This is a genomic window from Bradyrhizobium sp. SEMIA (genome assembly GCF_014844175.1).
GTDB classification, from domain to species: domain Bacteria; phylum Pseudomonadota; class Alphaproteobacteria; order Rhizobiales; family Xanthobacteraceae; genus Bradyrhizobium; species Bradyrhizobium arachidis.
The window spans coordinates 716,755-742,119 of record NZ_CP046601.1; the positions used below are offsets into that span (position 1 = coordinate 716,755).

Below are 25,365 nucleotides of genomic sequence, written 5' to 3' on the forward strand. Positions count from 1 at the left end.
CGCGATGAGGCGTTGTTTGCTGATCGGGTTTGCGCTCGTCGCGCTCGCCGCTTCGACATTCGCCGAGGCAAGGCCGCCGACCGTCATGAACTCACCCGGCTATGACCGGCGATTGCAGGAGAGCAGGTCGCAATTGGGCAGTCCAACACCGCCCGCGACTACGCCGGTCGTCGTACCGAAGCGAAACAAGAAGAAGCGTCCGAGCTGAAGTGACGCTCTCGTAGGGTGGCCAAAGCGACTTGTCCGCCAAAGCTCGAAGAGCGAAGGCGGAAGCGTGCCCACCTTCTCTGTCTCGTCAGAATGTGGTCGGCACGCCGCGCAAAGGCGCGCCTTTGCCCACTCTACCAGTCAGTGCGAGAAGCTCACCCCTTCTTCGCCGGCTTGCTCGGCGCCGGATTGAACAGCTTCTTCAGTTCATTCAAGCTTTCCGACAGGCGCGGCCATTCGCAGGAGAACGAGCCCTTGGTGCAGGGCGCACCCTTTCGCTGGCCGACAGCCTGCTGCACCTTGGGCCGCTCGACCGGCATCGGCACGCGCTCGGCCTCGGTGCGTAGCGCGACCTGCTGGAGTTGCTGCACCTGCTGTTCCTGCTGCTCGCGCTGCTGACGCGCGGTGGCTTGCGCCGCCTCGTTGCTGCGGCGCTGCTTGGCGAGATAGGCGGTGTAGGATTCGTCGATCTTCTTCTGCTCTTCCGGCGTCGGATTGGGGCCGGCGATGTCGAAGGTGCGGTCCTGGAGGAAGTCGTAATAGGAATAGCCGCCGCCCGGTTTGCGTCGGCCGGCGAATTTGGCGTTGCAGTCGGCGAGCTGGGCGGTCTTCTCGGTCTTGTTTGCGGCCTTCTCGGCAGCGTCAGCGCATTCCTCGAAATCGACCGGCGCGCGCTTCCACCATTGCGCCTCGGCATGCGACGCCATCAGCAGAAAAACTCCTGCTGCGGCAACGAGCGGCGCCGCACGACGCGATGCAACTACAACTGACATTTTACGAGAGCATTCCTTACACGACTCAACCCGAACTGAGTCGAGCCGGATTTTTGCCCCTTTATCGCCGGGTTGTCACCCATGGAACTCGGGAATTTCATGGCTGGAATGCTGACATTTTTTGCTTGACGTGGCCCCGAAGTTACAGCGCCCTGTCGGCTCGCTGTTACAGTTCATGCCGCGAGGCCTCGTCATGAGGCGACGCCAAGAAGATAAAGTGGAAACGCCCGATGCTGCTGCCCCTGTCCGATGTGCCGCGCTGGTACGCTGAACGTAAACCGCAAGGCACGATCGCCGTCCAGCATGGACAGGACAGGCTGACATGGGACGAGCTCGAGCGCGGTGCCAACCGGCGCGCGCGGGCGTTTGCGGCCAAGGGCGTCAAGCCCGGCGATTTCGTCGCGATCGGTTTGCCCAACGGCAACGCGTTCTTCGAGACGTCCTTCGCGGTGTGGAAGTGCGGGGCGACGCCGACCTCGCTGTCATGGCGGCTGCCGCGCGGCGAAGCCGCCGCCGTGCTCGACATCCTCAAGCCGGCGCTGGTGGTCGGCGGCGAGGCCGACTGAACGCGCCGAACCGCTTGCCTGCGGATTTCGTGCCGGACGGTTTTTCGGACGAGCCGCTGACGCCGCCGGTGGCGCGCTACTGGAAAGCCATGACCTCGGGCGGCTCGACCGGCCGGCCGAAGGTGATCCTCGATCATCAACCGGCCGTGATCGACACGGCTGCCGCGCCGCCGCTCAACATTCCCTTTGGGGTTTCGCTGCTCAATCCCGGTCCGCTCTATCACAATGCGCCGTTCATCGTGTCGCACTACGCGCTGTTCTTGGGCGGCAAGCTCACTGGCCTGACCAAGTTCGACGCCGAGGAGACGCTGCGCCAGATCGCGCGCGAGCGCGTGCAGTGGGTCAATTTCGTGCCGACCATGATGCACCGGATCTGGGCGCTGCCCGAGCACGTGCGCAATGCCTACGACGTGTCGAGCCTGCAGACGGTGTTCCACATGGCAGCTCCCATGCCGCCCTGGCTGAAGGAGAACTGGATCGCCTGGCTCGGACCCGAGCGGATCTGGGAGCTCTATGGCGGCACCGAGCGGCAGGGCTCCTGCATCATATCAGGCACGGAGTGGCTGACGCACAAGGGTTCGGTCGGCAAGATCGGCGAGATGGCGAAACTTCGCGTCGTCGGCGAGGACGGCAACGATGTCGCGCCGGGAGAGACTGGCGAGATCTATTTCCTCAACAATGACGGCAAGGACGCCACCTATCACTATCTCGGCGCCGAGCCGAAGCGTCGTGCCGATGGCTGGGAGTCGCTCGGCGACATCGGCCGGCTGGATGCGGAAGGTTACCTCTATCTCGGCGACCGTCTCGCCGACATGGTGCTGCGCGGCGGTGCCAACATCTATCCGGCCGAGGTCGAGGCTGCCGTCTCCGAGTGTCCGGGCGTGCGGTCGTGCGTCGTGGTGGGACTGCCCGATCCGGAATTGGGCCAGCGCGTACACGCCATCATCGAGCCGGAGCCCGATACCGACGATCAGGCGATCGCCGACGCCATGGCGGATTTCCTGAAGGACCGGCTCAGCCGCTACAAGCACCCTGAGAGTTTCGAGTTCGTCAGCGCCCCGCCGCGTGATGATTCAGGCAAGGTTCGCAGAACATTGTTGCGCGACGAGCGCGCAGCATGGATGAAGCAGGGACGCGCCTTCCGGATCATGCCGGCGAAGGCGCTTGCGCACGCCGAATAGAAAATTCACGAAGGGACTCATGCCATGACCATCACCATCGCAGCGAACAGCGTGCCGAAGCCGCCGGCCGAGATCATCGAGGGCTTTCGCGGCGCGCCGACCTCGGTCATCTCGGACAATCTCGCCCGGCTGCCGGGCGCCGTCGGGCTGAAGCCTTATCATCGCGGCGGCAAGCTGGTGGGGACGGCCTTCACGGTGCGCACCCGGCCCGGTGACAATCTCGCCATCCACCGTGCGCTGGAGCTTGTCGGTCCCGGCGACGTCATCGTGGTCGACGGCGGCGCCGACGAGACGCGCGCGCTGGTCGGCGAGATCATGAAGAACATCGCGCAGTGGCGCAAAGCCGAAGGCTACGTCATCGACGGTGCGATCCGCGATGTCGCGGCGTTCGCGGCCGACGACTTCCCCTGTTACGCCCGCGCGGTGATCCATCGCGGCCCCTACAAGAACGGCCCCGGCGAGATCAACGTGCCCGTGACGATCGGCGGCAGCGTGATCTCGCCCGGCGACATCGTGGTCGGCGACGAGGACGGCGTCGTGTCGTTCCCTGCCGCCGGCGCGGCTGCGCTGCTTGATGCCGTGCGCGCCCAGGTCGCGCGCGAGGAGGAAACCATGAAGGCGATCCGCGAGGGCCGCTACCAGGGGTCTTACGGCAAGTCCTGAGCATGATCAGAACAAAGGGGAGGACGGCGTGAGCCAGAAGGACGAATTTCACAATATCGATAATCCGAGCGACGGCCTGTTCCGTGAGCTCGCCGCCGGCGTGACCACGCGCATCTTCTCCGGCGAGCAGGCGATGCTGTCGGTGGTGACGCTGGCCCCGCATGCGCAAGGCACGCTGCATCATCATCCCGAGGAGCAATGGGGCGTGCTGCTCGACGGCTCCGCCATCCGCGTCCAGGGCGATGAGGAAATTCCGGTGAAGAAAGGCGATTTCTGGCGCACGCCGGGCAACGTGCCGCACACCATGCGCGCCGGCCCCGATGGCGCCCGCGTGCTGGACATCTTTAGTCCGCCTCGGCCAGAATACAAAAAAGCGGGGTCGGGCTTCGGAACGACCTGAAGCGCTCAAAAGCAAAAAAAAGCAAAGCGCAAATACAAGGGAGGGGACGATGACGATCACACGACGGGCGCTGCTGGCCGCGCCCGCCATCCTCGCGATGGCACCGGCAAGCGCACAGGCCTCGAAAATCACGCTGGTCGTGCCGTTCCCGCCGGGCGGCTCGACCGATGCGATGGCGCGGCTGCTCCAGAGCAATCTACAGACCAAACTCAACCGCATCGTCGTGGTCGAGAACAAGTCGGGCGCGGCCGGCGCACTCGGCGCGGCGCAGGTCGCCAAGAGCCCGGCCGACGGCTCGACATTCCTGGTCACGTTCGACTCGCACGCGGTGATCCCGTCGATCCTCGACAAGCCGCCGGTCGATGTCGAGCGCGAGCTCATGCCGGTGCTGCTGGTGGGCACCGCGCCTTACGTGATCGCAGCCGGCGCCGGCCGTCCTTACAAGAGCTTTGCCGATGTGGTCGCCGCCTGCAAGGCGACGCCCGGTGCGGTGAAATTCGCCTCCGTCGGCATCGGCACGCTCGGCCATCTCGCCATGACCGTGCTCGGCAACAAGGCCGGCGTCGAGATCATGCACGTGCCCTATCGCGGCGGCGGGCCGGCGATGAACGACGTGCTCGGCGGTCATGTCGATCTGATCGCGGGATCGGCGGCGCTGGTCGCGGCCCAGCTCGGCACCAACATGCTGCGGCCGATCCTGCAGCTCGGGCGCGAGCGGCTGCCGGCGCTGCCGGACACGCCGACCGCGATCGAGGCCGGCTTTCCGGATTTCGAGACGCTGGCCTGGTGGGGCATCTTCGCGCCGACGGGCACGCCGCCCGACGTCATCTCAGCCATGGCGACGGCGTCCAAGGAGATCCTGAGCGAGCCCGCGACCGCCGCCCAGCTCAAGGAGACCCAGCAGATGACGCTGCTGCTCCAGGACGGCCCCGCCTTCAAGACTTTCTTCGACAAGCAGGTCACCTATTGGGGCAAGGTGGTGAAGGACAACAATATCAGGGCGTGAGCGCGCGCATGATCCAAATGGATGCGCACAGCCGGTCTTTATGACAGTCGCATGACCCGCCCGCTCCTGTTGCTCTCCTTGTCGGAGAGGGCGGAGCGCATGACGCGCCGAACCGAACGCCGAAGCGGCTGAGATCCTTTCAACTGCTTCGTCCTCGTTCGAGGCTCGATGGCATCATCATCGAAGCTACATTGAAAGACGCGCACGGGGCGTCCCATGTTGTGAAAATATTGCTCCCCGACGTCATCGAGTTGCATGGCGAGCACACTCTCGACGCGGGTTGCGATTTCGTCGGTCATCGCGATCCCGCCTGCTGGTGCGATCGTTTGCAGACGCGCCGCTACATTGACATCGTGGCCATAGATATCCTCGACGTCGGCGAGGATTGGTCCGCAACTCAGGCCCATGCGAAAGATAATCTGCTTGTCCTTGGCGGCACCTCGGCCGCGCTCGATCATCCCCTTCTGGATGTCGACGGCACAGCAGGTCGCATCAATTGCGGTCTCGAATTCAGCCAGGATTCCGTCGCCGGTCGATTTGAAGAAACGAGCTCCGTACTCCCCAAGCTTCGGGTCGAGCAGCTCACGTCGATGAGATTTGTATAGAAAATAGGCCAATTCCGCGTCCAGGATCGTAAGCCTGGAATAGCCGACGATGTCGACCGCGAGGACCGCGCCCCACCTGCGTTCGAGTGCCGGCAGATCTCGTCGAGCGCGGCGGTCCGGTGTCTCCGGCATCGCAACGCGCGATTCTGTCAACATTCTCAACTTCATGGTGCGCCTCCTGACTGGTGTTGCGACCAATCGTTTGCGTCGGATGCAGGCACCTTAAGCAGGCAGGCGTCATTGCAGCGTGACCTGTCACGAGAGACGGGGTGATCCCGGGAAGCAGTCAGAATTGCCATTCAGCACGATTTTTCACGCTGGTTTGACGAACTCGCTTGTTTTCAGCGGCCAAATTGAGGTTGTGGGATACGATGACGACACGCGCACTTGGGCGGGTTGTTTGGCTTGCGTGCGTCTTAAGCTAGTATGGCGGTGCGAATGACCGAAAACTGGCCGGGATCGATTCATGAATCTCGCTGCCCTGGATTTGCGTTCCCAATCTGAAGCCATGCTGGACAGCATTGCTGGTCTCGCATCGGCCGAGCTCGTCGCGCTTACGGGACGTCTGAGCCGCGCATTCTCGATCGCATCGCCCTTTGCCCCGGGCTTTCACTGCATCGGCGGCGAGATCGTCATCGTCCCCGATCCGAGCGCGATGGCTGGCGTGGGGGCGCGACTAAGCGTCACAGGAAATGGCGAGACGCAAGCGACAGCGCTGGTGTCATGTCTGGGTGAGGCAGCCGAGTATCTTTCCCAGTTCGAACGGCCGGGCGACATCGCGGCAACGGTCGCTGCGTGCGATCGAACGCGCCTCGTCTCCGACGGCTGGGTCGGCCAGGCCGTGTCAGGCGCGAACCGACCCATCGACTGCGTCAACGCGGTTGACGCTGCAACCGGAGAAGCCGGACTTTTGCCGGCCGATCTCTGCTTGCGGCGCCCACAGGACCGAAGGGCGATCGATCCGGTCGTCGCATTGTCGTCGGGTGCAGCTGCGGGACCGAGCTTTGAAGCCGCCGCGCTTCGCGCGGTTCTGGAGCTCTGTGAGCGTGACGCGGCCGCGATGTGGTGGCTGGGTGGCCATCGCCCGAAGGGCTTTGCGCTGGAGCATCCGGTTACCAAAGCCGGGGCTGAATTGATCGGGCGATTGCGCAAGGGCGAGTCAACGCGGCGTACCATGTTGCTCGATATCACGACCGACATCGGCGTTCCCGTCGTTGCGGCCGTATCTCTGGGGCGCGACGGCCGGGAAATGGCATGTGGACTGTCGTCAAGGCTGGCCGCGAGCGACGCGGCGAGGGCCGCGGTGCTCGAGATGTGTCAGATGGAGCTGGCTGCACCGGTCGCGGCAGCCAAGCGGGCCGAGAGTGGCGATGCCGCACTCAATGAAGCGGATCGTCGCCATCTGCGTCGCGCAGCGTTCGCGGCAGAGGATTGCGCATTGCTTCAACCGCGGGCGATGTCGGCGGAGGCTGCGAGCCTGCCGACGGCGGCTGACGGACTAAAGGGGCTGGTGAGCCATCTGCGGGACCGAGGTATCCGGCTCTTTCTTGTCGATCATACCCGGCACGAGCTTGGCGTTGCCGTCGCAAGGGCCGTTTCGCCTGATTTGCAACCTTTTTCGGCAGCAGTTTCGACGAAGCGATTCTCCCAAGTGCGCGGGAGCTCGGCTCTTGCCGGGCAGGAGATTCCGCTATTTTAGAAGCCAAGATATCGCTGGACGCCTGTCGGTTGCGTTTCGTAAGATTGGGTAAGCGTGGTTGACCATGACTCCGGCAATTGGTGGAGCCTCAGAGGTGGCAACGGGGATTCAGGAAGCGCTGGCGAGCGGTCAATTGGCCCTGCGCCTTCTTGGCGATTTCGCCGCCAAGGTCAACGAGCGTGAGATTTCACTCGCGACGCGCAAGGCCAAGGCACTGACAGCCTATCTTGCTCTTTCAGACAACACGCAGGATACGCGCGAACGCTTGGTCGGGCTCTTATGGAGCGAGAGCGACGAAGAACATGCGCGGGCTTCGTTGCGGCAGGTCGTCCATGACCTCAGGCTTGCCTTCGACAATGCCGGCTTTGAGGGATTCCGGGCCGACAAGCAGAACCTGGCGCTCTCCCGCGACCGGCGCCGCTGCGACGTCGACGAGGTACTTGCGGCTGCAGCGCAAGGCACGGTGCATCCGCGCCTGCTCGATACCCAGCGCATCACCGAGACCCTGCTGTCCGGTCTCGACAATCTCGATCCGGCCTTCCAGGTCTGGCTGCTGACCAAGCGCCAGCTGCTCCATGACAGATTGACGCTCGCGCTCGAGCGCTTGTTGCCCCGCGAGGGGGACTCTCGTGAAGCAAGTGACGCGGCTTTGGCTCTGCTCAACCTCGATCCAACGCACGAAATCGCCTGCCAGCACCTCATTCGGACGCGCGCGGCGCGTGGCGACGTCGGCGGAGCCCTGAAGATCTATAAATCTCTCTGGGACCTGCTGGAGGCCGACTACGACATCGAGCCATCCAAGGAGACTCAAGAGCTGATCGTTCGCATCAAGCAGATGCCGAGTCCAGGCGAGCAACAGCAGGCCCCGGCGATTGCCCAGAGCCTGCACGGAGTGTCGCAAATGCTGGCCCCCGCCCCGAAGCGACTGCTCATATCCGTCTGCGCGTTCCAGGCGAGCGGCGTGCCTGAGGGGATGCGTCACCTGGTCGACGGATTTCGCCACGAGTTCGTTGCCTGTCTCGCGCGTTTTCGCGAATGGTCGGTGCGGACATTGCCGCCGGTCTGGGAATCGGAGCCGAGAACTTGGTCGTCCCCGCCTGAATACATCGTCGAGGGCAGTACCTATGAGTTGAACGGCACGGTTCGGCTCGTCGTCACCCTGCGCGATGCGGCCAATTCCGTCTGCATCTGGAGCGAGCGCCATTCGATCACGCTGACCGAGTGGTTCGAAACGCAGGAGCGGATCGTCCGCCAGATCGCGATGGCGCTGAACATCCATGTCTCGGCCGAGCGGCTGCGGCGCCTTGCAGCCGGAGGCGAGATCACGCTGGAGATCCACGATCGATGGTTGCGCGGCCAGGCCCTGCTGCTGCAAATGGCCTCAAAGGACTGGCCGGCGGCCGCCGCCTTGATCGAGAGCCTGCTCGCCGATGCGCCGGATTTCTCTCCCGCCTTGAGCGGCCTCGTCCAATATCGCAACATCGCGCATATCGCGCTTCCAGGACAATTTCGCGATCGGGCCAAGCATCCCGAGACGCTGCGCATAGCGCAGCGTGCGATCCAGCTCGATCCGCTGGATTCGCGTGCGCAGCTGGCGCTGGCATGGACCTACCAGCTGCTCGGCCGCATGGACGAATCGACGCTGCACGCGGCGCTTGCGGTCGATCTGAACGAAAATGATCCCTGGACCTTGATGGCGTCGGGCCAGATCTGTGCGTATTGCGGCGAATACGAGCGTGCAGCGAAGCTCTCGGCCACATCGCTCCGGATCACGCCGGTCCCCACGGCGCCGCAGATCGCCTATTCTGGCGCGATCAAGTTTCTATGCTCCGACTATGCGGGATGTTGCGATGCCTCTCGCGAGGATCTCGGGATGTCGCCAGCCTTCATCATATGGGAATGCGCGGCCAAGGCGCATCTCGGTCGCCTCGACGAGGCGAGGGCGGATCTGGCGATGGCGATGGAGCGGGTTGCTGCAGATTGGCACGGCCAGCAGAAACCAACGCGCGAGAGCATCACGCGCTGGCTGTTGCACGTCTTTCCGATCGCGATCCGCTCGGATTGGGAGCGTCTGGCCGTAGGTCTTGCCGCGGCCGGCGCTCCCGTCGAGGGTATCGAGTTCGGACCGTGGTGAGCTCGGTACTCAGCCGCAGGTATTGATGGTGTATTCGCCGACCCGCTCGGCGTGGAGCCTCGCCTTCTGGCTCGGGCTGCTCGTCTCTCCAGGCAGCGGCTTTGTCCCGTGGATGCGCTCGTAGAAGAGCGGCAACGGATAGGGCGGGCCGGCCAACTGCCGAGCTTCGGACTCCGCGATCCTGTCGCGGTGCGGGAGCTTCACGTAGTGCGTATCTAGCGGAACGTCGATCATCTCGAGCTTCAGGCCTTCGTTGCCCGTGACGTCGGCATTTTGCTCGCCGTCGTCGAAGAACAGCTGAACACCGGCAGCCTGGGCCTGCGCGACGAACTCGCGGAAGTCCTTCGGCTTGGGAAATTCGTTCTTGGGGTCGACGTCAGCCGGAAACGGATCCTTGTCGGTGATCACATGGCGGACGTAGTTCTTGCCGGTGGACCAGGTCTTGACCAGCTTGCCCCAATTCTCGTGATTGCCTGGAATGTTTCTGACGTTGATTCTCGGATAGGCCATCGCTTCTCTCCTTTCACGCTACATGGTTGTCATGCTTGGGTGACGCGTTGTCTGTCGTTGAGAAACCGCCGAACGGTGGTCAGGCTGATCTTTGGCCCGGGGCTCTCGATGTCCGCCAGGAACGCGAAGATGTTGGCTTGACCGTTCCCGGCCTTGCCGAGCGTTGCCGCCGACAAGGACGCGAGCTCGCTCTGCAACCCGCCTGCGGGATTGTCTGGCAGCAGCCGATCGGACTGCAAGACACCGCAGATCACGTCGGCCACGACGATCGAGCCCAGGATACCTAGCCGTTCGCCCTGGTTGCCGGAGTCGAGTCCTGCCTCGAAGCGGACGAACAGCGGGATCGGCGGATCGTTCGCGAGTGTCTTGATTTCCTTCTCCGAGAGCTTGTTGAAGGAGCCGAAGGTCGCGTCCGATCGCTTGGCCAACCATTCGGAGATGCGCGCAGCCCATGGCCGCGAACCGATATTTCCTGCCAGCAATTCAGACTTGTCGAGCAGCGATCCGTGCGTGGTCCTGAGGCGGTCGACGAGAGGCCCGATCGACCAGGGCTGGATCGCAATGGAGCTCAGGAGGTCGCGCGCGATCAGATCGCCTTCGCCCGGGACCTCCTCCCCGATTCCGACTTGAGACCACGGGCCGATCCGGATGCTGACGTTTCCGGCATTGGGGTCGCTGGTGAAGAACAGATCCCAATTCACCAGCCATGCGGTTTCCAGAGGAACGTCGGAGGGCGACTTGTCGGAGGTGCGCGCCAGGATCTGCTCGATGGTGAAGGCGTTGCCCGGGCCGCCGTTGAAGCGATAGATCGGCCGGATCATGGAATGGCCGAAACGGAAGAACCCGTTGGTGAACTCGAGTGGAGCCCGCCATTCGCCGCCGTCGAGCGAGGAGGACGGTTTCTGATCGGTGGTGTAAGCCTGCCAGACGTCCTGATGCAGAATGCGCGGAAGCAGGTCCTGACGGATCAGATTCCGGTAGATCAGAACGCAGGCAGTCCGTGCGGTCGTGAACAGTCGTTGCGCGTCAGCGAACGGATTGGCCGTGGGGAGCAGATTACCCCCTCGCACCAGTTCATCCACGATGCAATTGTGCAGTTCGTGGAAGAGAACCACGATCTGCGAGATGATCGCATGGGAATCGTTGCGCGGATCGGCGATCAGGGCTTCGGGATAGCTCGCCGTTCGGGCAAGCTGGGCGGCACTGCTCGTCGTGCCGCGCGCGATGTCCTTTCTCGGGCCGCGATGGTCCTGATCGTCCCGGTCGATCCGCGAATTGCCCAGCCGGAGCTTGCTGCGGAATGCGACCGGGGCGGCCTCATAGGCGTGCGGGCATTCGGTCGGTCCGCCGCCGTAAACGGTCTCGAGGCGTAACGGGGCATTTCGTACGTTGCTGAGCCCGGCCGTCTGCCCCTCGCCGAGCGAGGTCGAGATCGCACTATGCACGAGGTCGTGCGCGACCATCTGCAGGAAGTAGGTGTAGCCGCTCGGCAGGTTGGGATTTGGCCTCGTTTTATTCTCGTCCGGATTGAACCTGATCAGATGCGCGAGCCTTTTCATCAGGCTCTCGGCCCGCGCCCATTGGTCGGGATCCGATGGGTCAAATCGCTCGCCGCCAAGCGTGAAGCGCTGGTCCGCCGTAGGCATCGAGATGAAGTGGCAGAAGCCGCCGGGGTCTTGCCCAGGCTCCCCTGAGCGTGGCTGAAAATGAGCGGTCCTGCGAAATTGCGTAGAAGAAATGGTCCCATGTGATGCCATGGCGTCCTCGCATCTACCTCGCCGATCTTAAGGATAGGTCCCGTTATTTCACCGTGAAATGATCTTTCGTTGTCGCGATGAGGCCCTTCACGATCCTCTCACACGCAAGCCTTATTCCGGCCAACAGGATGCAACAGCACCAAGAGGCAACGGTGGGATACCTAGAGCTAGATATTTCGGCACCGGGACATCGCCCGGAAAGTTTACCCGCCAGCCCCTGCAATCACTTTCAATTCCAGCCAGTCAGCCGGGGCAACGGAATGGTCGACTTCTCAATCCGAATGAAGAACAAACTTCGTTTCTCAACCTGCGACGCTCCGCACGTTCCGACAAGTAAAACTCACGAGGAGATCATTCTTGTCGAGTTGCGCGGCGACCTTCTGATGATCACCGCGCTTGGCGCGGATGGCAGTCTCGGAAGCCGCGTCTATGCGCAGCGCACGATCGACCTGCCAGAGACGTCACTCTTCATGATCCTCCCTGAACTGCCGTCCCACGTTCGGGACGGCGCTTTTTTTCCAGCGCTCGGCACCGTCGCAATATTGCAGCTGCCTCCAGGACAACAGCGCCAGCTGCGCGCGGTTGGCACGGACAACAACAGCGGCCAATGTCACGGTTGGATTTTTGACGCAATCGAGGATGCGTCAAGCTCAAATTGACCGCACGGGGCGAGTCCGGCCGGCAACCGGGGCGGGTGCGCTGATAGGTCGCCTCGAAGCGGCAGCTTCAGGCGAGACGCTCCGGACAGCCGGCGTCCGGCATGGTTCCGGCCTCGCTGCCGCAAGCGGTCGCTTGATGTGCGGCTGCTCTTTCATTAGAGATTGGCGTGTGAAGCGGCGAATTCGGAGCAAGATCTGATGCTCGTAGAATTCGCCAACAACTTCAACGCGGTCCCGTAGCTCAGCCGGATAGAGCGGCGGTTTCCTAAACCGTAGGTCGGATGTTCGAGTCATCCCGGGATCGCCATTCTCGCTGATCGCCAACGCATTTGTCTGTCGGCTACCGCGATCGGGCTGTTCTCACGTCAAGCCACGATCCGCGCAAAGCGCTTGCGGTATTCGGCGGGTGTCACGCCGACATGGCGCGCGAATGCGCGGCGCAAGGTGTCCGCGTCGGCAAAGCCGCAATGCAGGGCCACCTGCTTGGGCGCTTCGTTGCCGAGCTCCAGCAGGCGCCTCGCCGCGTTGACGCGGGCTTCCTCGACCCAGGTCGCGGGCGTGATGCCGACTTCGGCGCGGAACAGCCGCGCGAAGTGACGCGGACTTAATTCCATGCGCGCCGCGAGGCTCGCGACGCTGTGGTCGAGTCCGGGATTGGCGGCGACCCAGCGCTGCAGCTCCTGCAGCGCGGCGCGACCGGCGGGGACTGTCTCGCCCTTGCGGGTGAATTGCATTTGCCCGCCCGGGCGCTTGAAGAACATCACGAGCTGGCTCGCAACCTTCATCGCGATCTCGCGGCCGAGGTCTTCCTCGACAAGCGCGAGTGCGAGATCGAGTCCCGCGGTGACGCCGGCGGCGGTGCGGAGCCTGCCGTCGGTGACGTAGATCGCGTCCTTGTCCACTCTGACCGACGGGAATTTTTCGGCGAGCCGGTCTGCCACCGCCCAATGCGTCGTGACTCGTTTGCCATCGAGCAGGCCCGCTGCGGCAAGGAAGAAGGCGCCCGAGCAGACCGACCCGAAGCGCCTTACCCTGGCCGCCCGCCGGCGAAGCCAATCGATCACCAAGCCATCGGCCGGCACATCGGCGGCGTTCGGGCATCCCGCGATCAACAAGGTGTCGATGCTCTCCTGGAAGCCGCGATCGATGATGCGGTCAGGCATCAGCCGGACCCCCGAGGAGCTGTGGACTGGGCCCGGCTCCGCTGCCGCGACCAGCAGCGCATAGGCTTCATAGCCAGCCTGCAAATTCGCCTCGGCGAAAACGTCGAGAGGGCCCGCGACGTCGAGCAGCTGCACGCCCGGCAGCGCCACGATCACGACAGTCCTCGGTTTCGGCTTTGCGCTCATGTCCGCCTCGGTCGGCATTTGTCCGTTTTCGACGTATTACGTCGATTGAGGACAGGATAGCCCAGATTTATGTTGCCGGCGACCCGAGATTTTCAGGAGACCGTCATGCAAGAGATCACCGAGGCCGCCGCCATTCCCGACAGCAGGTTGGCGCGCGCCATCACCGAGTACATCCGCGATAACGAAACGGAGCTGCTCTTCAACCATTCCAGCCGCGTCTATCATTTCGGCGCGCTGGCCGGCATCCGCCGCGGGCTCAAGTTCGACCGCGAGCTGCTCTATGCCGGCGCGATGTTTCACGACATCGGGCTGATGCCGGGCCATGGCAGCAAGCATGAACGGTTCGAAGTCGACGGCGCGCACGCCGCCCGTAACTTCCTGCGCAGCCAGGGCATCTCCGAAGCGGACGCCTACACAGTCTGGACCGCGATCGCGCTGCACACCACGCCGGGCGTGCCGCAACACATGCATCCCGTCGTCGCGCTGGTGACCGCCGGTGTCGAGATGGATGTCCTCGGCCTCACCTACAAGGACTATTCCGACGCGGAACGCGAGGCGGTGGTGAAGGCGTTTCCACGAACGCCGTACTTCAAGGAAGACATCATCCAGGCGTTCTACGACGGCATCAAGCACAGGCCGGATACGACTTTCGGCAACGTCAAGGCTGATGTCATCGCCGACAAGGAGCCGCATTTCCATCGCGGCAATTTCTGCAGCGTCATCCGCGCCTCTCACTGGCACGGATGACCAGCGTTCCCGCAACCAAGGTGCGATCTCGAAACCGACAGGCGTGAACACGTGCGATCGTGAGACTTCGCGCGCGGGCAGCCATAGCCAATAGCCCCATATCCAGGACCATCCCATGACCGATGAACCGAAACGTTTGACCCATGCGACGGGCGCGCCCGTCAGCGACAATCTGAACATCATGACCGCGGGCCGCCGCGGCCCCGCGCTTCTCCAGGACGTCTGGCTGATCGAGAAGCTGGCCCATTTCGATCGCGAGGTGATTCCGGAGCGGCGGATGCATGCCAAGGGCTCCGGCGCCTTCGGCACCTTCACGGTGACCCATGACATCACTCGCTACACCAAGGCGAAGATCTTCTCGCAAATCGGCAAGCAGACGCCGATGTTCGCAAGGTTCTCGACCGTGGCCGGCGAGCGCGGTGCGGCCGACGCCGAGCGCGACATCCGCGGCTTTGCGCTAAAATTCTACACCGAGGAAGGCAATTGGGACATGGTGGGCAACAACACCCCGGTGTTCTTCTTCCGCGATCCCCTGCGCTTCCCCGACCTCAATCACGCGATCAAGCGCGACCCGCGCACCGGCATGCGGAGCGCCGACAACAATTGGGATTTCTGGACGCTGCTGCCGGAGGCGCTGCATCAGGTTACCATCGTCATGAGCGAGCGCGGCATTCCGAAGAGCTATCGCCACATGCATGGCTTTGGCAGCCACACCTACAGCTTCATCAACGCTGCCAACGAACGGACCTGGGTCAAGTTTCACTTCCGCACCCAGCAGGGCATCGCGAACCTGACGGACGCCGAGGCCGAGACGCTGGTCGGCAAGGACCGCGAGTCGCATCAACGCGATTTGTTCGGCAGCATCGACCGCGGCGAATTCCCGCGCTGGACCCTGTTCGTCCAGGTTATGACCGACAAGGAAGCCCTGGCGTTTCCGTTCAACCCGTTCGACCTGACCAAGGTCTGGCCCAAGGCGAGCTTTCCACTGATCGAGGTCGGCTATTTCGAGTTGAACCGCAATCCGGAGAACGTCTTCGCCGAGGTCGAGCAGGTCTCGTTCTCGCCCGCCCATGTCGTGCCCGGCATCAGCTTCTCGCCTGACAAGATGCTGCAGGCGCGCCTGTTCTCTTATGGCGATGCGGCGCGCTATCGGCTCGGCGTCAACCATCACCTCATTCCGGTCAATGCCCCGAAATGTCCGTATCACAGCTACCACCGCGATGGCGCCATGCGGACGGACGGCAATCTCGGGCGGACGCCGACCTATTTCCCGAACAGCCATGGCGAATGGACCGACCAGCCCGATCTCAACGAGCCGCCGCTGGAGATCGACGGCGCGGCCGCCCATTGGGATCACCGCGTCGATGACGACCACTATCAGCAGCCCGGCGATCTGTTCCGCAAGATGAACGCGACGCAGCGGCAGGTCCTGTTCGACAACACGGCACGCGCCGTCGGCGGTGCCGCGGTCCACATCCAGGAGCGGCATATCGCGAACTGCACCAAGGCCGATCCGGCCTACGGCGCCGGTGTCCGCAAGGCGCTGGAGCGCCTCGCCACGGTCCGCTCCGAATAGCCGTATCGAGGCGATCCCGGGGAGAAACGGCGTCCGATGCCGCAGCTCTTCTCGGGATCGCCATTTTGTCATGGGCATCGTCTCCGTTTGCCAAGGACTCCGGCGCAAAAATTGCTAGAAGTCGGGTCTTCCTTCCTTTTCGGCTGACGGATGGTCAGCCGCCTCACTGCTACATCCGGAGACCAGAATGCCTTTCGACCTGATCCTGCGCGGTGGGCGGGTGATCGACCCTTCCCAAAAGCTTGACGCCGTGACGGATGTCGCATTTTCGGGCGGCAAGGTCGCCGCGATCGGCAGCGGGCTCAAGGCGGATCCTGGCACCGATGTGCGCGACGTCTCGCGGTTCATCGTCACGCCGGGACTGATCGATCTCCACACCCATGTCTATTGGGGCGGCACCTCGCTCGGCATCGATGCCGAGGAATTTTGCCGCCTCTCCGGCGTAACCACGGCGGTGGACACCGGCAGCGCCGGGCCGGGCAATTTCGCAGGCTTCCGCAAGCATGTGATCGAGCCGAGCCAGGTCCGCATCCTCGCTTATCTGCACGTCTCCCATGCCGGCATCTTCGGCTTCTCGCACCGGATCATGGTGGGCGAGAGCGAGGAGCTGCGGCTGATGAATCCGATCGAGGCGGCCAAGGTCGCCGATGCCAACCGCGATCTCATCGTCGGCATCAAGGTCCGGGTCGGCCTGCATTCCTCAGGCACGTCAGGCGCGGTGCCGCTCGACATCGCGCTGGAGGTCGCCAACGAGGTCGGCATGCCGCTGATGGCGCATATCGACCATCCGCCGCCGAGCTATGAGGACGTGCTCGCCCGCCTGCGTCCCGGCGACGTGCTGACCCACGCGTTCCGTCCGTTCCCCAATACGCCCGCGACGGCGCAGGGCACGGTGAAGAAGGCGGTGCTGGACGCGCGCGAGCGCGGCGTGCTGTTCGACATCGGTCACGGCAAGGGCTCGTTCGCGTTCAAGACCGCGCGCGCCATGCTTGCCAACGGCTTCTATCCGGACACGATCTCCTCAGACATCCATCAGCTCTGCATCGGCGGCCCCGCCTTCGACCAGGTGACGACCATGTCGAAATTCCTGTGCATGGGCATGGAGCTGTCGGACGTGGTCGCGGCCTCGACGGTGAATGCGGCGATGGCGTTGCGGCGGCCCGAGCTCGGCAGCCTCAAGCCGGGCAGCGTCGGCGACGCCACGCTAATTTCGGTCAGGCAGGGCCAGTTCGACTATGAGGACGTCGTCGGCGAGCATCTGATCGGCGACCGCAAGATCGTCTCGGAAGGCGTCGTCATCGGCGGCCGCTGGTGGCACCCGAACTGAGACAGCACTAACCCTGCTCGCGATAGAATTGCAGGAGCCGCGCGCCGGTCGGCGAGAGCCAGTCGGGCGCCCCAGCGATATAGCCTTCGACGCGACCGCCCGTTCCGACCAGATAGGTGATGGGCATGCCGACGAGCGAGAACATCGCGCGCGATGCTTCGGCCGCTGCGTCGTAGCTGTCAACATAACAAGCGAGGTTCTGCACGGCGAGGGCGCCGAGAAAGCTGCGGATCTTGCGCAGGTCTTTGGTATCGGTGCAGATCGCGACCACGTCGAGCCGGTCGGGCCGCGATCCGGCGAGGCTTGCGAGCATGGGCAGATCGAGCTTGCAGGCCGGGCACCAGGTCGCCCAGAAGTTCACCAACGTGATGCGGCCCGGCTTGGCAGCCACGGCGACGTCCTTGCCGCGCAGATCCTGGAGCTTCAGCTGCGGCATCACCGCGCGCGGCCGCACCACGGTGAATTGGCTGCGGCCGCCTCGAACACCGGCGGCCAACTGTCCTGCGCGCCACTTGCGCGCGGGACAGCGAGAGAGCTGCCGCGGCCATCAGGACCGACCGCCGCGACAGCGCTGGGATGCTTCTACGCATGGATATAGGCCCAGCCCTTCAGTTGCAGATCGACCACGCGTCCGATGCCGAAAGGGACGAGGCTCGCGCCCGCGATCAGCGGAATCGAGATCTGCTCCTTGGCCTCCGCGATCGCCTTGGACGATGCGCACATGCTGTAGCTGAGGTTCGGCACCGACTGCCGCAATGTTGCGAGCGGCTCGACCAGCGGCGTCTTGTCCGCGCGGAAGACGTCGATGCCCTTGCCGTTGGCGACGACCTCGATCAGCAATCGCATGCCCTTCTCGGCAAAGTGCTTTGCGAGATTGGCCGAATAGCTGATCGCGTGACCCATGACATAGGGCTCGTTGCTGTCGATCAGGATCACGACGCCGTCGGCAAGACGATCCTCCTTGGCCGCGGCAGCGCCGCCGGCCGTGAGGATCGCGGTGCCCGCGAGCAGGCCCCTGCGGGACCATCCATTGGCAGAGATCATGGCGATGGCGTCCTGCCGGTCAGAACTGACGCGGCGCGATCGGCGCCTTGCGGCTGCGTCCCCACAGCACGAACAGGCTGAGCGCGAGCAGGACGGCATTGAGCGGCGTGACCGGCGCCTCGCCGCGCGAGAGGTGGAAGACGAGCGCGATCACCTGCAGCACCGCGCAACCCAGCGCGGCCAGCACCGTCAGCCGCGGCAGGATCCGCGTCAGGGCGGGCAGGATAATGCCGATGCCGCCGGCGAGATCGACCAGCGCGATGGAGCGGACGAAGGTTTCGGAATATTGCCCGGCCCACGGCATCATCGCGGCCAGCTGCGGAATGGGCGTGGTCAGCTTGACGAACCCAGCCGAGATGAAGACGAAGGCGATGAGGACCTGGCCGGCCCAGAGGCCGATGCGAAGGGCGCGGCCGGGCGTGGCGGTCTCAAGAGTGGTGGTGGCGGACATGGTGGTTCTCCAAGATGTGAGGGTGGCCACCATTTGATAGTTTCTCCATTTTTGATCATTATGCGTTCCAGGATAGGTTCTTTTCCTAAATGTTGATGATCTGATGGATACCCTGGTCAGCATGAGGGTGTTTTGCCTGGTCGCGGAGCTCAAGAGCTTCGTGACCGCCGCGCAGCGCCTGCGCATCTCGCCAGCCATGGCGAGCAAGCATGTGATGCAGCTTGAGAAGCGGCTCGGCACGCGGCTGCTGAACCGGACCAGCCGGCGGGTCAGCCTGAGCGAAAGCGGCGCGCTCTACTTCGAGCAGGCGCGGCAGATGCTGGATTCGCTCGACGAGGTCGAGGCAGCCGTCAGCAACGCGACCGTCGTTCCGCATGGCACGCTGCGGCTGACCGCGCCGGTGTGGATGGCGAATGCGATCTTCGCAAGCGTGCTGGCGGACTACCAGGCGCGCTATCCGGAGGTGCGGCTCGACGTCGATCTCAGCGGACGGCTGGTCAATCTGGTCGAAGAAGGATTCGACCTCGCCTTGCGCGCGACCGGCGCACCGGACGAGGCGCTGATCGCGCGCCCCATCACCAACGTCCCGTTCTACATGGTGGCCGCTCCCGCCTTCCTCAAACGCGCGGGCCGCCCGGTGACCTTCGCCGATCTGTCCGGCGCCCCTGTGCTGCACTACGCGCTTTATCCGGGCGAGAGCTTCTCGTTCGCGGGGGAGCACGGTCCCGAAACCATCAAGTTCAATCCGGTGCTGCGCAGCGGCAACGAAACGCTGCTGCACATGGCCGCGCTCGAAGGCATGGGCCTCGCCTTCCTGCCGAAATGGCTGGTCGCGGAGGACATCGCCGCGGGACGCCTCGAACACGTCATGCCCGGACACATCATGTTTGTCGGAAAACTGTTCGCGGTCTATCCGAGCCGCAAATATCTCTCCGCGAAGGTGAGGACCTTCATCGACTTCGTCGCCGCCGACAAGCGGATGAAGTAGCTGCGCGGACCGGCGGTTCGGCTGCCGGTGTGATTCGTGCTCTCGCTATGGGAGCCGTTATTGTGCCGCGGATGCTCTTCTGCGTTCTTGCTCCGCCGTCAGGGCGTCAAGCTCCTTGCGGAAGAGCTTGAGCAATTGCTCGCTGACGTCCAGCAATGGACGCTGCATGGTCGTGAGATAGTCGAATGTTCGTGAATTCCAGCTGCTTCGATGACGATCCCATGTCTCGATATCCGTGTTCCGCGAAGCGATGTCGTTCTGGAACGAGACGATTGCTGACTTTCGCTCCTCCAGCAGGAACTCCAGGGTGTCCTTGTTCAGGTTCTTGAGCTGGTCCGCGGGCGGCTCGAAACGCGCGGCGAATTCCGCACTCAGGATTTCGCCGGGCTCCTTGAGATCGACCGAGACGAGTGTCCTACGCGTGTATTCGGCGCTGAAATCGTGCCGAACCAGCTCGTCATGGACGGCGTCGTCGAGCCCGGACGACGAGGCTTGCCGCAACACCTTCTCGAGCTCGAAGAAGCCCGGCACGCTGGCGCCGAGTGCAGCCAGCTCACGCTGGACCGGCGGGCTCTGCACGATCTTGAGCTTCGTGCGCACCTCCCAGTGCGCCACCCGTTCGAAATGAGAACCGTCGTCCAGATAATACATCAACGGCGTGTCGATCTGGATCGGGACGAGCGCGAGCTTGGTGACGTCGCGCAGGACGTCCGACTTCAGGAGATCGCCGGGTGCGATTCTGTTCGGCTTCTTGCCGGGCAAGAGTGGGCAGCGCGCCTCGTCATAGGCTCGCGCGACCAGCTCCGAGCAAAACAGATCTCCGCGCGCCTTCTTGCGGAGAGGAGCGATCCGCGTGCCGAGCGCTCCGGGCAGCGAGTAGCCGCGCGAGAGATATTGGTGGCCGAAATGTGCAGCCAATTGAGCATGCTGTGGCCCGTTGACCACGTCGAGGTTGAGCCTGAGGAGCTTCACATTGGCCTTCGATCGTACGCCGGTCGGGCCGAGGGCGAACCGGCAGACGCCGGCGCCGACGGCTTCGATCATCAAGCCGTGCTCGATGCAAAGTGCGGCGTGGCTGAAGGGCGCCCTGGTCCCGGCCTGAATCGCGCTGCTTTGGAATGTCGAGTGATCGAGGAGCTTCAGTGGGACCCTGGTCAGCAGGATATCGCCGGGACAAACGCGGCCTGCATCGAAGACGTAGACGGTCTCCAAGCTCTTGTTTGAAGAGCTCGCATCTGAAGATTTCTTTTCCGAAGATCTCTTTTCTGAAGATCTCTTGTGATCCGAGGGTCGCTTCTTGCCTGAACGCGATGTGGTATCAGGAGGCGACTTGCCCCGGGGTCGCTTTCCTGACGCGGGTCGCTTTCGCATGACACGGACACTCCGGGCCTCGCCAGCTCTCTGTGAAGATTATCACTCCCGTTCCACGCCAACAACCATAGAATGATGATATTACGGACTACAGCGAACGCGCGATCAACAGCTTCATGATCTCGTTGGTGCCGCCATAGATCTTCTGGATGCGGGAATCGATGAAGATGCGCGAGATCGGGTATTCCTGCATGTAGCCGTAGCCGCCGAACAGCTGGAGGCATTCGTCGGCGGTCTGGACCTGCTTGTCCGAGCACCAGTATTTCGCCATCGATGCCGTCACGGTGTCGAGATCCCCGGCGATCAGCTGCTCGATGCACCAGTCGACGAAGACGCGCGCGATCATGGCTTCGGTCTTGCGCTCGGCGAGGGTGAAGGCGGTGTTCTGGAAGTCCATCAACGGCTTGCCGAACGCCTTTCTTTCCTTGGTGTATTCGGTGGTGAGCTTGACCGCCCGCTCCATCGAGGCGACGGCGCCGACCGCCAGCGCAAGGCGCTCCTGTGGGAGCTGCTGCATCAGCTGCACGAAGCCCTGGCCTTCCTCCTTGCCCAGCAGGTTTTCCGGCGGCACCGTGACGTTGTCGAAGAACAGCTCCGATGTGTCGGAGGCGTGCAGGCCGATCTTGTCCAGGTTGCGCCCGCGCTTGTAACCGTCCGCACCTTCAGTCTCGACCACGAGCAGCGAGATGCCTTTCGCCCCGGCCTCGCCGGTTCGCGCGACGACAATGACGAGATCGGCGGCCTGGCCGTTGGTGATGAAAGTCTTCTGGCCGTTGATGACGTAGGAATTGCCCTGCTTCTTCGCCGTGGTCTTGACGCTTTGCAGGTCCGAGCCGGTGCCGGGCTCGGTCATGGCGATGGCGCCGACCATCTCGCCCGAGGCCATCTTCGGCAGCCAGCGCTTCTTCTGCTCCTCCGAGCCGTAATTGAGGATGTAGTGCGCGACGATGGCGCTGTGCACGGAGACGCCGGTGGTCAGCTCCGGCACCGTGCTTTCGAGATCGTCCAGCACGGCGGCGTCATAGGCGAAGGTCGCGCCCAGCCCGCCATATGCCTCCGGCACGCTCGCCAGCAGCGCGCCCATCTCGCCAAGACCGCGCCAGGCGAAGCGATCGACCATCTTCTGCTCGCGCCATTTTTCCGCGTGCGGCGCCAGGTCCTTGGCGAGATATTTCCGGAACTGGTCGCGGAAGACGTCGAGCTCTTCGGTCATCCAGGAGGAGCGGTAGGACATGATTACCTCGATTGATGCGGCTTTCCGGCTTGGTAGGCTAGTCGGCCGCGGCAATTATTGTGTTTTCAGGCTGCGCCGGTGGCGCTACCAAGGCGGCCGTAACAGCATCTGTCGGGATGATTGATTGTGGCTGTCAAAACGCAAGAGCTCAAGCTCGACATCGAGCGCATCGGCAGGGTCTCGGCGATCCTGACGCAGCCGGACAACGCGCGCGCCTGCTACGTCCTGGGGCATGGCGCCGGCGCCGACATGCGGCACGCTTTCATGGAGAAGGCCGCAGCGGGCTTGGCGGATCGCGGCATCGCGACGTTCCGATTCAATTTTCTCTACATGGAAAAGAAACACGGGCGTCCCGACCAGCCGGCGGTCGCGCATGCCGCGATCCGCGCGGCGGTCGCGGAAGCGGCGCGGCTCTGTCCCGGATTGAAGCTCATCGCGGGTGGAAAGTCGTTCGGTGGGCGCATGACCTCGCAGGCGCAATCCAAGGCTCCGCTGCCGGGCGTAAAGGGGCTAGCCTTCCTCGGCATTCCCCTTCATGCCGACAAGAAGCCGTCATCCGAGCGCGCCGACCACCTTGCTCAGGTCGCGATCCCCATGCTGTTCCTGCAAGGCACGCGCGATGGGCTGGCCGATCTCGGCCATCTCAAGCCGGTCATCGCAGCGCTCGGGGCGAAGGCGACGCTACATGAGATCGAAGGTGGTGATCACTCCTTCGCGGTGCTGAAGAAGTCCGGCCGCACCAACGACGAAGCGCTTGCCGAAGTGCTCGACACGCTCGCCGCTTGGATCGCGATCTCGGCTAAAGCTCAGGCGGAATAGAGCCCCTTGTCGCGCGCCTTCTGGATCGCGAGCGCGGCGACCAGGTCTAGCGTCGGCGTCGACAGGCCGGCGGTACGGGCGAAGGCGGCGGGGGCCTTCACCAGCACGTCGATCTCCATGGCGCGGCCGAGCTCGTAATCCTGCAGCAGCGACGGCTTGTGGTTGGGGGCGGGGCCGCTGCGGGTCACGCGCTTGACCTCGGGGATGAAGTGCTGGGCGATGTCGTTGGCCTCGTTCAGCATGCGCGGGATGACGTCGGCGAAGGCCGGGTCGTCGCGCACGCCGCGCGCGGTCTGGCCGGTGAGCAGGCACAGCACCGAGAGCGACATGTTGGTCAGCAGCTTTGACCAGATCGCCTCGCGGATCTCGGCCACCGGCGGCGATTCGAGCCGCGCATCGTTGAACACGCTCCGCAGCTTCGTGATGCGCTCGCAATTGCGGTCGTCGCATTCGCCGATCAGGAGGCGATTGCGGTCCGGCGTCAGGTTCTGCACGACGCCGGGCGCGGTTACCTCGTTGGACGAGAAGATGACCCCGCCGATAATCCGCTCCTTTGGGATGCAGGCGCGCAGACGTCCGCCGGGGTCGAGAAAGGAAATGTCCGGCGGGGTCGGATGCCGCGGCGGCAGGCCGATGCCATACCACCAGGGAATGCCGTTCTGCGCGAACACGATGGCGGTACCGTCCTGGAGCAGCGGCTTGATGCTGGACACCAGTCCCGTCAGCGCGGTGGCCTTCAGCGTCGAGATCACGACGTCCTGTGGGCCGAGCTGGGCCGGATCGCCCGAGGCGTTCACCTTCGCACTGACCTCGGAATCGCCGACGCGCAGCTTCAGGCCGTTGGCGCGGACCGCCTCCAGATGCGCCCCTCGCATCACGCAACTGACCTCATGGCCGGCGCGCGCCAGCCTGACCGCGATATGGCTGCCGACGGCGCCCGCGCCGAAAATGCAGATGCGCATGTAATGTCCCGTCCCTGATCGCTTTGCCTGGTCCCTGGATGCCGTCCGGCGGCAGCATGACACAAGCCGCCATGCGATGGGCGCGGCCGCCCCACGCTGGAAAGATATGGATCGGGATGCGTTGCCTCGGCCATAGTGCGCGCCCAACGAACGACCGGAGGATCGCCAATGACTGCCAACCCCGTCCTTTGGACCCTCGATGAGCGTGGGGTCGCGACCGTCACGTTGAACCGGCCGGAGGTCAACAACGCCTATGACGGCGCGCTGATCGCAGGCGTGCTTGCGGCCATGGACGATCTCGGTCAGAAGCCGAACCTGCGTGTCGTCGTGCTCAAGGGCAACGGCAAGCATTTCCAGGCCGGCGCCGACCTCAAATGGATCAACGGCGTGCGGCCGCAGTCGGCCGAGGCCAACCAGGCGGCCTCACGCGCGACGTTCGAGGCCGTGCAGCGCCTCAACACGTTGCCGATCCCGACCATCGCCTTGGTGCAGGGCGGCTGCTTTGGCGGCGGTACCGGCGTGATCGCGGCTTGCGACGTCGTGATTGCCGCGGACAACGCCCTGTTCTCGATCACGGAGGTGCGCTGGGGCCTGACCGCCGCGATCATCATCCCGCAGCTCTGCGATGCCATCGGTGTGCGGCAGGTCCGCCGCTACGCGCTGACCGGCGAGCGTTTCGGCGCCGAGGACGCTCGCCGCATCGGCCTCGCTCACGAGGTGGTGCCGCTCGCCGAGCTCGAAGCGGCAGGTCGCAAGGTGGTCGAACAGCTGCTCGCCAATGGACCGGAGGCGATGGCCGAGACCAAGCGCCTTGCACTCGAAAGCTCGTTCGGCGGCATGGCGGTGGACGATGCCGCCTACAAGCGGCTCGTGCACCTGCATTCGGTCAAGCGCCAGAGCCCGGAGGCGGCGGAAGGGCTGGCCTCGTTTGCGGAGAAGCGGGCGGCGAACTGGGGCGGCGGCAAAAGCTGAACGTCAGCAGCCGCGGCAGATGTTGTTGATGCTGCGATAGACGGCATCGTCGTCCTGCCGCATCTGGCGCAGCGTTTCGAACGTCTTGCTCTCGTCAGTCGGCGCGGCGGGCTTGCGCTTCGCCGCAAGCTCTTCCTCCTGGCGCTTGTAGCAGGCCTCGCGATCGGGCTTGGCCTGGATGAAGCGGCAGTTCTGCCCCAGCGCTGCGGCGGGCGTGGCGGAGATCGCGAGAGCGACGAGGGCGGGCAGAGCGAATTTCAAAAGCGTCGAATCCATTCGTTGAACCAGGTTGCTCTCGTCGTCCGGCTTGACCGGGCCACCCAGTACGCCGCGGCGCTCATGGCGCGGCTCTTCTCTCAGGTTCA

The 25,365-nt window shown here is 63.9% G+C and carries 25 protein-coding genes, 1 tRNA gene and 1 pseudogene; 15 read left to right on the top strand and 12 right to left on the bottom strand.

What is annotated here, in order from left to right:
• Positions 1-4 precede the first annotated feature (4 nt).
• A complete protein-coding gene (locus tag FOM02_RS03415) occupies positions 5-208 on the top strand; it encodes a hypothetical protein (RefSeq protein WP_084334953.1) in 204 nt (67 codons plus the stop codon).
• Positions 209-362: 154 nt separating this feature from the next.
• Here the strand turns inward: FOM02_RS03415 and FOM02_RS03420 are convergent, their stop codons facing one another.
• Complete coding sequence (locus FOM02_RS03420) at positions 363-980, bottom strand: hypothetical protein (RefSeq protein ID WP_027564169.1); 618 nt, start codon at positions 978-980, stop codon at positions 363-365.
• Between the two features lie 230 nt (positions 981-1,210).
• Here FOM02_RS03420 and FOM02_RS03425 point away from each other — a divergent pair.
• From FOM02_RS03425 to FOM02_RS03440, 4 genes and pseudogenes are all read left to right on the top strand, one after another.
• Positions 1,211-2,727, top strand: a pseudogene (locus FOM02_RS03425) (AMP-binding protein).
• A 24-nt stretch (positions 2,728-2,751) separates the two neighbouring features.
• Positions 2,752-3,390 carry an RraA family protein gene (locus tag FOM02_RS03430; RefSeq protein ID WP_027564171.1) on the top strand — a complete coding sequence of 213 codons (639 nt, stop codon included), beginning with the start codon at positions 2,752-2,754 and terminating at the stop codon, positions 3,388-3,390.
• A 28-nt stretch (positions 3,391-3,418) separates the two neighbouring features.
• Positions 3,419-3,790 (top strand): dimethylsulfonioproprionate lyase family protein, encoded by a 372-nt coding sequence (locus tag FOM02_RS03435; RefSeq protein ID WP_027564172.1) that lies wholly within the window; start codon positions 3,419-3,421, stop codon positions 3,788-3,790.
• A gap of 49 nt (positions 3,791-3,839) precedes the next feature.
• A complete protein-coding gene (locus FOM02_RS03440) occupies positions 3,840-4,796 on the top strand; it encodes a tripartite tricarboxylate transporter substrate-binding protein (RefSeq protein WP_027564173.1) in 957 nt (318 codons plus the stop codon).
• A gap of 38 nt (positions 4,797-4,834) precedes the next feature.
• Here the strand turns inward: FOM02_RS03440 and FOM02_RS03445 are convergent, their stop codons facing one another.
• The gene (locus tag FOM02_RS03445) at positions 4,835-5,569 is read right to left on the bottom strand and encodes an adenylate/guanylate cyclase domain-containing protein (protein WP_051378292.1); all 735 of its coding nucleotides are present in this window, start codon (positions 5,567-5,569) and stop codon (positions 4,835-4,837) included.
• Positions 5,570-6,056: 487 nt separating this feature from the next.
• On the opposite strand from FOM02_RS03445, the gene FOM02_RS03450 reads away from it, so the two are divergent.
• Together FOM02_RS03450 and FOM02_RS03455 are read left to right on the top strand one after the other, a co-directional pair.
• Positions 6,057-7,100 carry a YcaO-like family protein gene (locus tag FOM02_RS03450; protein WP_245161749.1) on the top strand — a complete coding sequence of 348 codons (1,044 nt, stop codon included), beginning with the start codon at positions 6,057-6,059 and terminating at the stop codon, positions 7,098-7,100.
• A gap of 94 nt (positions 7,101-7,194) precedes the next feature.
• Positions 7,195-9,234, top strand: a complete 2,040-nt coding sequence (locus FOM02_RS03455) for a BTAD domain-containing putative transcriptional regulator (RefSeq protein ID WP_159073973.1) — start codon at positions 7,195-7,197, stop codon at positions 9,232-9,234.
• 9 nt (positions 9,235-9,243) lie between these two features.
• Here the strand turns inward: FOM02_RS03455 and FOM02_RS03460 are convergent, their stop codons facing one another.
• On the bottom strand, positions 9,244-9,744 hold the full coding sequence (locus tag FOM02_RS03460) for a hypothetical protein (protein ID WP_027564176.1): 501 nt from the start codon (positions 9,742-9,744) through the stop codon (positions 9,244-9,246).
• A gap of 29 nt (positions 9,745-9,773) precedes the next feature.
• Positions 9,774-11,303 (bottom strand): peroxidase family protein, encoded by a 1,530-nt coding sequence (locus tag FOM02_RS03465; RefSeq protein WP_265441447.1) that lies wholly within the window; start codon positions 11,301-11,303, stop codon positions 9,774-9,776.
• A 458-nt stretch (positions 11,304-11,761) separates the two neighbouring features.
• On the opposite strand from FOM02_RS03465, the gene FOM02_RS03470 reads away from it, so the two are divergent.
• Both FOM02_RS03470 and FOM02_RS03475 read left to right on the top strand, forming a co-directional pair.
• Positions 11,762-12,160 carry a hypothetical protein gene (locus FOM02_RS03470; protein ID WP_027564178.1) on the top strand — a complete coding sequence of 133 codons (399 nt, stop codon included), beginning with the start codon at positions 11,762-11,764 and terminating at the stop codon, positions 12,158-12,160.
• Between the two features lie 230 nt (positions 12,161-12,390).
• A tRNA-Arg gene (locus tag FOM02_RS03475) sits at positions 12,391-12,467 on the top strand.
• A 58-nt stretch (positions 12,468-12,525) separates the two neighbouring features.
• On the opposite strand, the gene FOM02_RS03480 is transcribed toward FOM02_RS03475, so the two are convergent.
• Positions 12,526-13,509 carry a GlxA family transcriptional regulator gene (locus FOM02_RS03480; RefSeq protein WP_027564179.1) on the bottom strand — a complete coding sequence of 328 codons (984 nt, stop codon included), beginning with the start codon at positions 13,507-13,509 and terminating at the stop codon, positions 12,526-12,528.
• A 105-nt stretch (positions 13,510-13,614) separates the two neighbouring features.
• Between FOM02_RS03480 and FOM02_RS03485 the strand changes: the two genes are divergently transcribed.
• The 3 genes from FOM02_RS03485 to FOM02_RS03495 all read left to right on the top strand — a co-directional run bounded on the left by FOM02_RS03485 (position 13,615) and on the right by FOM02_RS03495 (position 17,159).
• Positions 13,615-14,256 carry an HD domain-containing protein gene (locus FOM02_RS03485; RefSeq protein ID WP_027564180.1) on the top strand — a complete coding sequence of 214 codons (642 nt, stop codon included), beginning with the start codon at positions 13,615-13,617 and terminating at the stop codon, positions 14,254-14,256.
• Between the two features lie 115 nt (positions 14,257-14,371).
• Positions 14,372-15,832 carry a catalase gene (locus tag FOM02_RS03490; protein WP_027564181.1) on the top strand — a complete coding sequence of 487 codons (1,461 nt, stop codon included), beginning with the start codon at positions 14,372-14,374 and terminating at the stop codon, positions 15,830-15,832.
• A 187-nt stretch (positions 15,833-16,019) separates the two neighbouring features.
• On the top strand, positions 16,020-17,159 hold the full coding sequence (locus FOM02_RS03495; protein ID WP_027564182.1) for an amidohydrolase/deacetylase family metallohydrolase: 1,140 nt from the start codon (positions 16,020-16,022) through the stop codon (positions 17,157-17,159).
• Positions 17,160-17,166: 7 nt separating this feature from the next.
• Here the strand turns inward: FOM02_RS03495 and FOM02_RS03500 are convergent, their stop codons facing one another.
• The 3 genes from FOM02_RS03500 to FOM02_RS03510 form a co-directional block, all read right to left on the bottom strand.
• Complete coding sequence (locus FOM02_RS03500; protein WP_265441448.1) at positions 17,167-17,655, bottom strand: TlpA family protein disulfide reductase; 489 nt, start codon at positions 17,653-17,655, stop codon at positions 17,167-17,169.
• 86 nt (positions 17,656-17,741) lie between these two features.
• The gene (locus FOM02_RS03505; RefSeq protein WP_027564184.1) at positions 17,742-18,203 is read right to left on the bottom strand and encodes a DsrE family protein; all 462 of its coding nucleotides are present in this window, start codon (positions 18,201-18,203) and stop codon (positions 17,742-17,744) included.
• A 19-nt stretch (positions 18,204-18,222) separates the two neighbouring features.
• Entirely contained in the window at positions 18,223-18,654 is a 432-nt protein-coding gene (locus FOM02_RS03510; protein WP_027564185.1) for a DoxX family protein, read from the bottom strand.
• Between the two features lie 103 nt (positions 18,655-18,757).
• On the opposite strand from FOM02_RS03510, the gene FOM02_RS03515 reads away from it, so the two are divergent.
• A complete protein-coding gene (locus FOM02_RS03515) occupies positions 18,758-19,642 on the top strand; it encodes a LysR family transcriptional regulator (RefSeq protein WP_027564186.1) in 885 nt (294 codons plus the stop codon).
• A 57-nt stretch (positions 19,643-19,699) separates the two neighbouring features.
• Here the strand turns inward: FOM02_RS03515 and FOM02_RS03520 are convergent, their stop codons facing one another.
• On the bottom strand, positions 19,700-20,686 hold the full coding sequence (locus FOM02_RS03520; RefSeq protein WP_141263354.1) for a hypothetical protein: 987 nt from the start codon (positions 20,684-20,686) through the stop codon (positions 19,700-19,702).
• A gap of 415 nt (positions 20,687-21,101) precedes the next feature.
• Entirely contained in the window at positions 21,102-22,247 is a 1,146-nt protein-coding gene (locus FOM02_RS03525; RefSeq protein WP_027564188.1) for an acyl-CoA dehydrogenase family protein, read from the bottom strand.
• 126 nt (positions 22,248-22,373) lie between these two features.
• On the opposite strand from FOM02_RS03525, the gene FOM02_RS03530 reads away from it, so the two are divergent.
• On the top strand, positions 22,374-23,066 hold the full coding sequence (locus FOM02_RS03530; protein WP_265441449.1) for an alpha/beta family hydrolase: 693 nt from the start codon (positions 22,374-22,376) through the stop codon (positions 23,064-23,066).
• On the opposite strand, the gene FOM02_RS03535 is transcribed toward FOM02_RS03530, so the two are convergent.
• Entirely contained in the window at positions 23,054-24,028 is a 975-nt protein-coding gene (locus FOM02_RS03535; RefSeq protein WP_027564190.1) for a ketopantoate reductase family protein, read from the bottom strand. The genes FOM02_RS03530 and FOM02_RS03535 overlap by 13 nt on opposite strands.
• A gap of 168 nt (positions 24,029-24,196) precedes the next feature.
• On the opposite strand from FOM02_RS03535, the gene FOM02_RS03540 reads away from it, so the two are divergent.
• Positions 24,197-25,000, top strand: a complete 804-nt coding sequence (locus FOM02_RS03540; RefSeq protein ID WP_027564191.1) for an enoyl-CoA hydratase-related protein — start codon at positions 24,197-24,199, stop codon at positions 24,998-25,000.
• Between the two features lie 3 nt (positions 25,001-25,003).
• On the opposite strand, the gene FOM02_RS03545 is transcribed toward FOM02_RS03540, so the two are convergent.
• On the bottom strand, positions 25,004-25,276 hold the full coding sequence (locus tag FOM02_RS03545; RefSeq protein ID WP_051378603.1) for a hypothetical protein: 273 nt from the start codon (positions 25,274-25,276) through the stop codon (positions 25,004-25,006).
• Between the last annotated feature and the right edge of the window lie 89 nt (positions 25,277-25,365).

Bases quoted from the DNA above. Each gene is read 5' to 3' on its own strand.
- FOM02_RS03415 (WP_084334953.1), top strand. From the start codon at position 5: ATGAGGCGTTGTTTGCTGATCGGGTTTGCGCTCGTCGCGCTCGCCGCT.
- FOM02_RS03420 (WP_027564169.1), bottom strand. From the start codon at position 980: ATGTCAGTTGTAGTTGCATCGCGTCGTGCGGCGCCGCTCGTTGCCGCA.
- FOM02_RS03430 (WP_027564171.1), top strand. From the start codon at position 2,752: ATGACCATCACCATCGCAGCGAACAGCGTGCCGAAGCCGCCGGCCGAG.
- FOM02_RS03440 (WP_027564173.1), top strand. From the start codon at position 3,840: ATGACGATCACACGACGGGCGCTGCTGGCCGCGCCCGCCATCCTCGCG.
- FOM02_RS03445 (WP_051378292.1), bottom strand. From the start codon at position 5,569: ATGAAGTTGAGAATGTTGACAGAATCGCGCGTTGCGATGCCGGAGACA.
- FOM02_RS03450 (WP_245161749.1), top strand. From the start codon at position 6,057: ATGGCTGGCGTGGGGGCGCGACTAAGCGTCACAGGAAATGGCGAGACG.
- FOM02_RS03460 (WP_027564176.1), bottom strand. From the start codon at position 9,744: ATGGCCTATCCGAGAATCAACGTCAGAAACATTCCAGGCAATCACGAG.
- FOM02_RS03465 (WP_265441447.1), bottom strand. From the start codon at position 11,303: ATGAAAAGGCTCGCGCATCTGATCAGGTTCAATCCGGACGAGAATAAA.
- FOM02_RS03470 (WP_027564178.1), top strand. From the start codon at position 11,762: ATGGTCGACTTCTCAATCCGAATGAAGAACAAACTTCGTTTCTCAACC.
- FOM02_RS03480 (WP_027564179.1), bottom strand. From the start codon at position 13,509: ATGAGCGCAAAGCCGAAACCGAGGACTGTCGTGATCGTGGCGCTGCCG.
- FOM02_RS03485 (WP_027564180.1), top strand. From the start codon at position 13,615: ATGCAAGAGATCACCGAGGCCGCCGCCATTCCCGACAGCAGGTTGGCG.
- FOM02_RS03490 (WP_027564181.1), top strand. From the start codon at position 14,372: ATGACCGATGAACCGAAACGTTTGACCCATGCGACGGGCGCGCCCGTC.
- FOM02_RS03495 (WP_027564182.1), top strand. From the start codon at position 16,020: ATGCCTTTCGACCTGATCCTGCGCGGTGGGCGGGTGATCGACCCTTCC.
- FOM02_RS03505 (WP_027564184.1), bottom strand. From the start codon at position 18,203: ATGATCTCTGCCAATGGATGGTCCCGCAGGGGCCTGCTCGCGGGCACC.
- FOM02_RS03510 (WP_027564185.1), bottom strand. From the start codon at position 18,654: ATGTCCGCCACCACCACTCTTGAGACCGCCACGCCCGGCCGCGCCCTT.
- FOM02_RS03515 (WP_027564186.1), top strand. From the start codon at position 18,758: ATGGATACCCTGGTCAGCATGAGGGTGTTTTGCCTGGTCGCGGAGCTC.
- FOM02_RS03520 (WP_141263354.1), bottom strand. From the start codon at position 20,686: ATGATCGAAGCCGTCGGCGCCGGCGTCTGCCGGTTCGCCCTCGGCCCG.
- FOM02_RS03525 (WP_027564188.1), bottom strand. From the start codon at position 22,247: ATGTCCTACCGCTCCTCCTGGATGACCGAAGAGCTCGACGTCTTCCGC.
- FOM02_RS03535 (WP_027564190.1), bottom strand. From the start codon at position 24,028: ATGCGCATCTGCATTTTCGGCGCGGGCGCCGTCGGCAGCCATATCGCG.
- FOM02_RS03540 (WP_027564191.1), top strand. From the start codon at position 24,197: ATGACTGCCAACCCCGTCCTTTGGACCCTCGATGAGCGTGGGGTCGCG.
- FOM02_RS03545 (WP_051378603.1), bottom strand. From the start codon at position 25,276: ATGGATTCGACGCTTTTGAAATTCGCTCTGCCCGCCCTCGTCGCTCTC.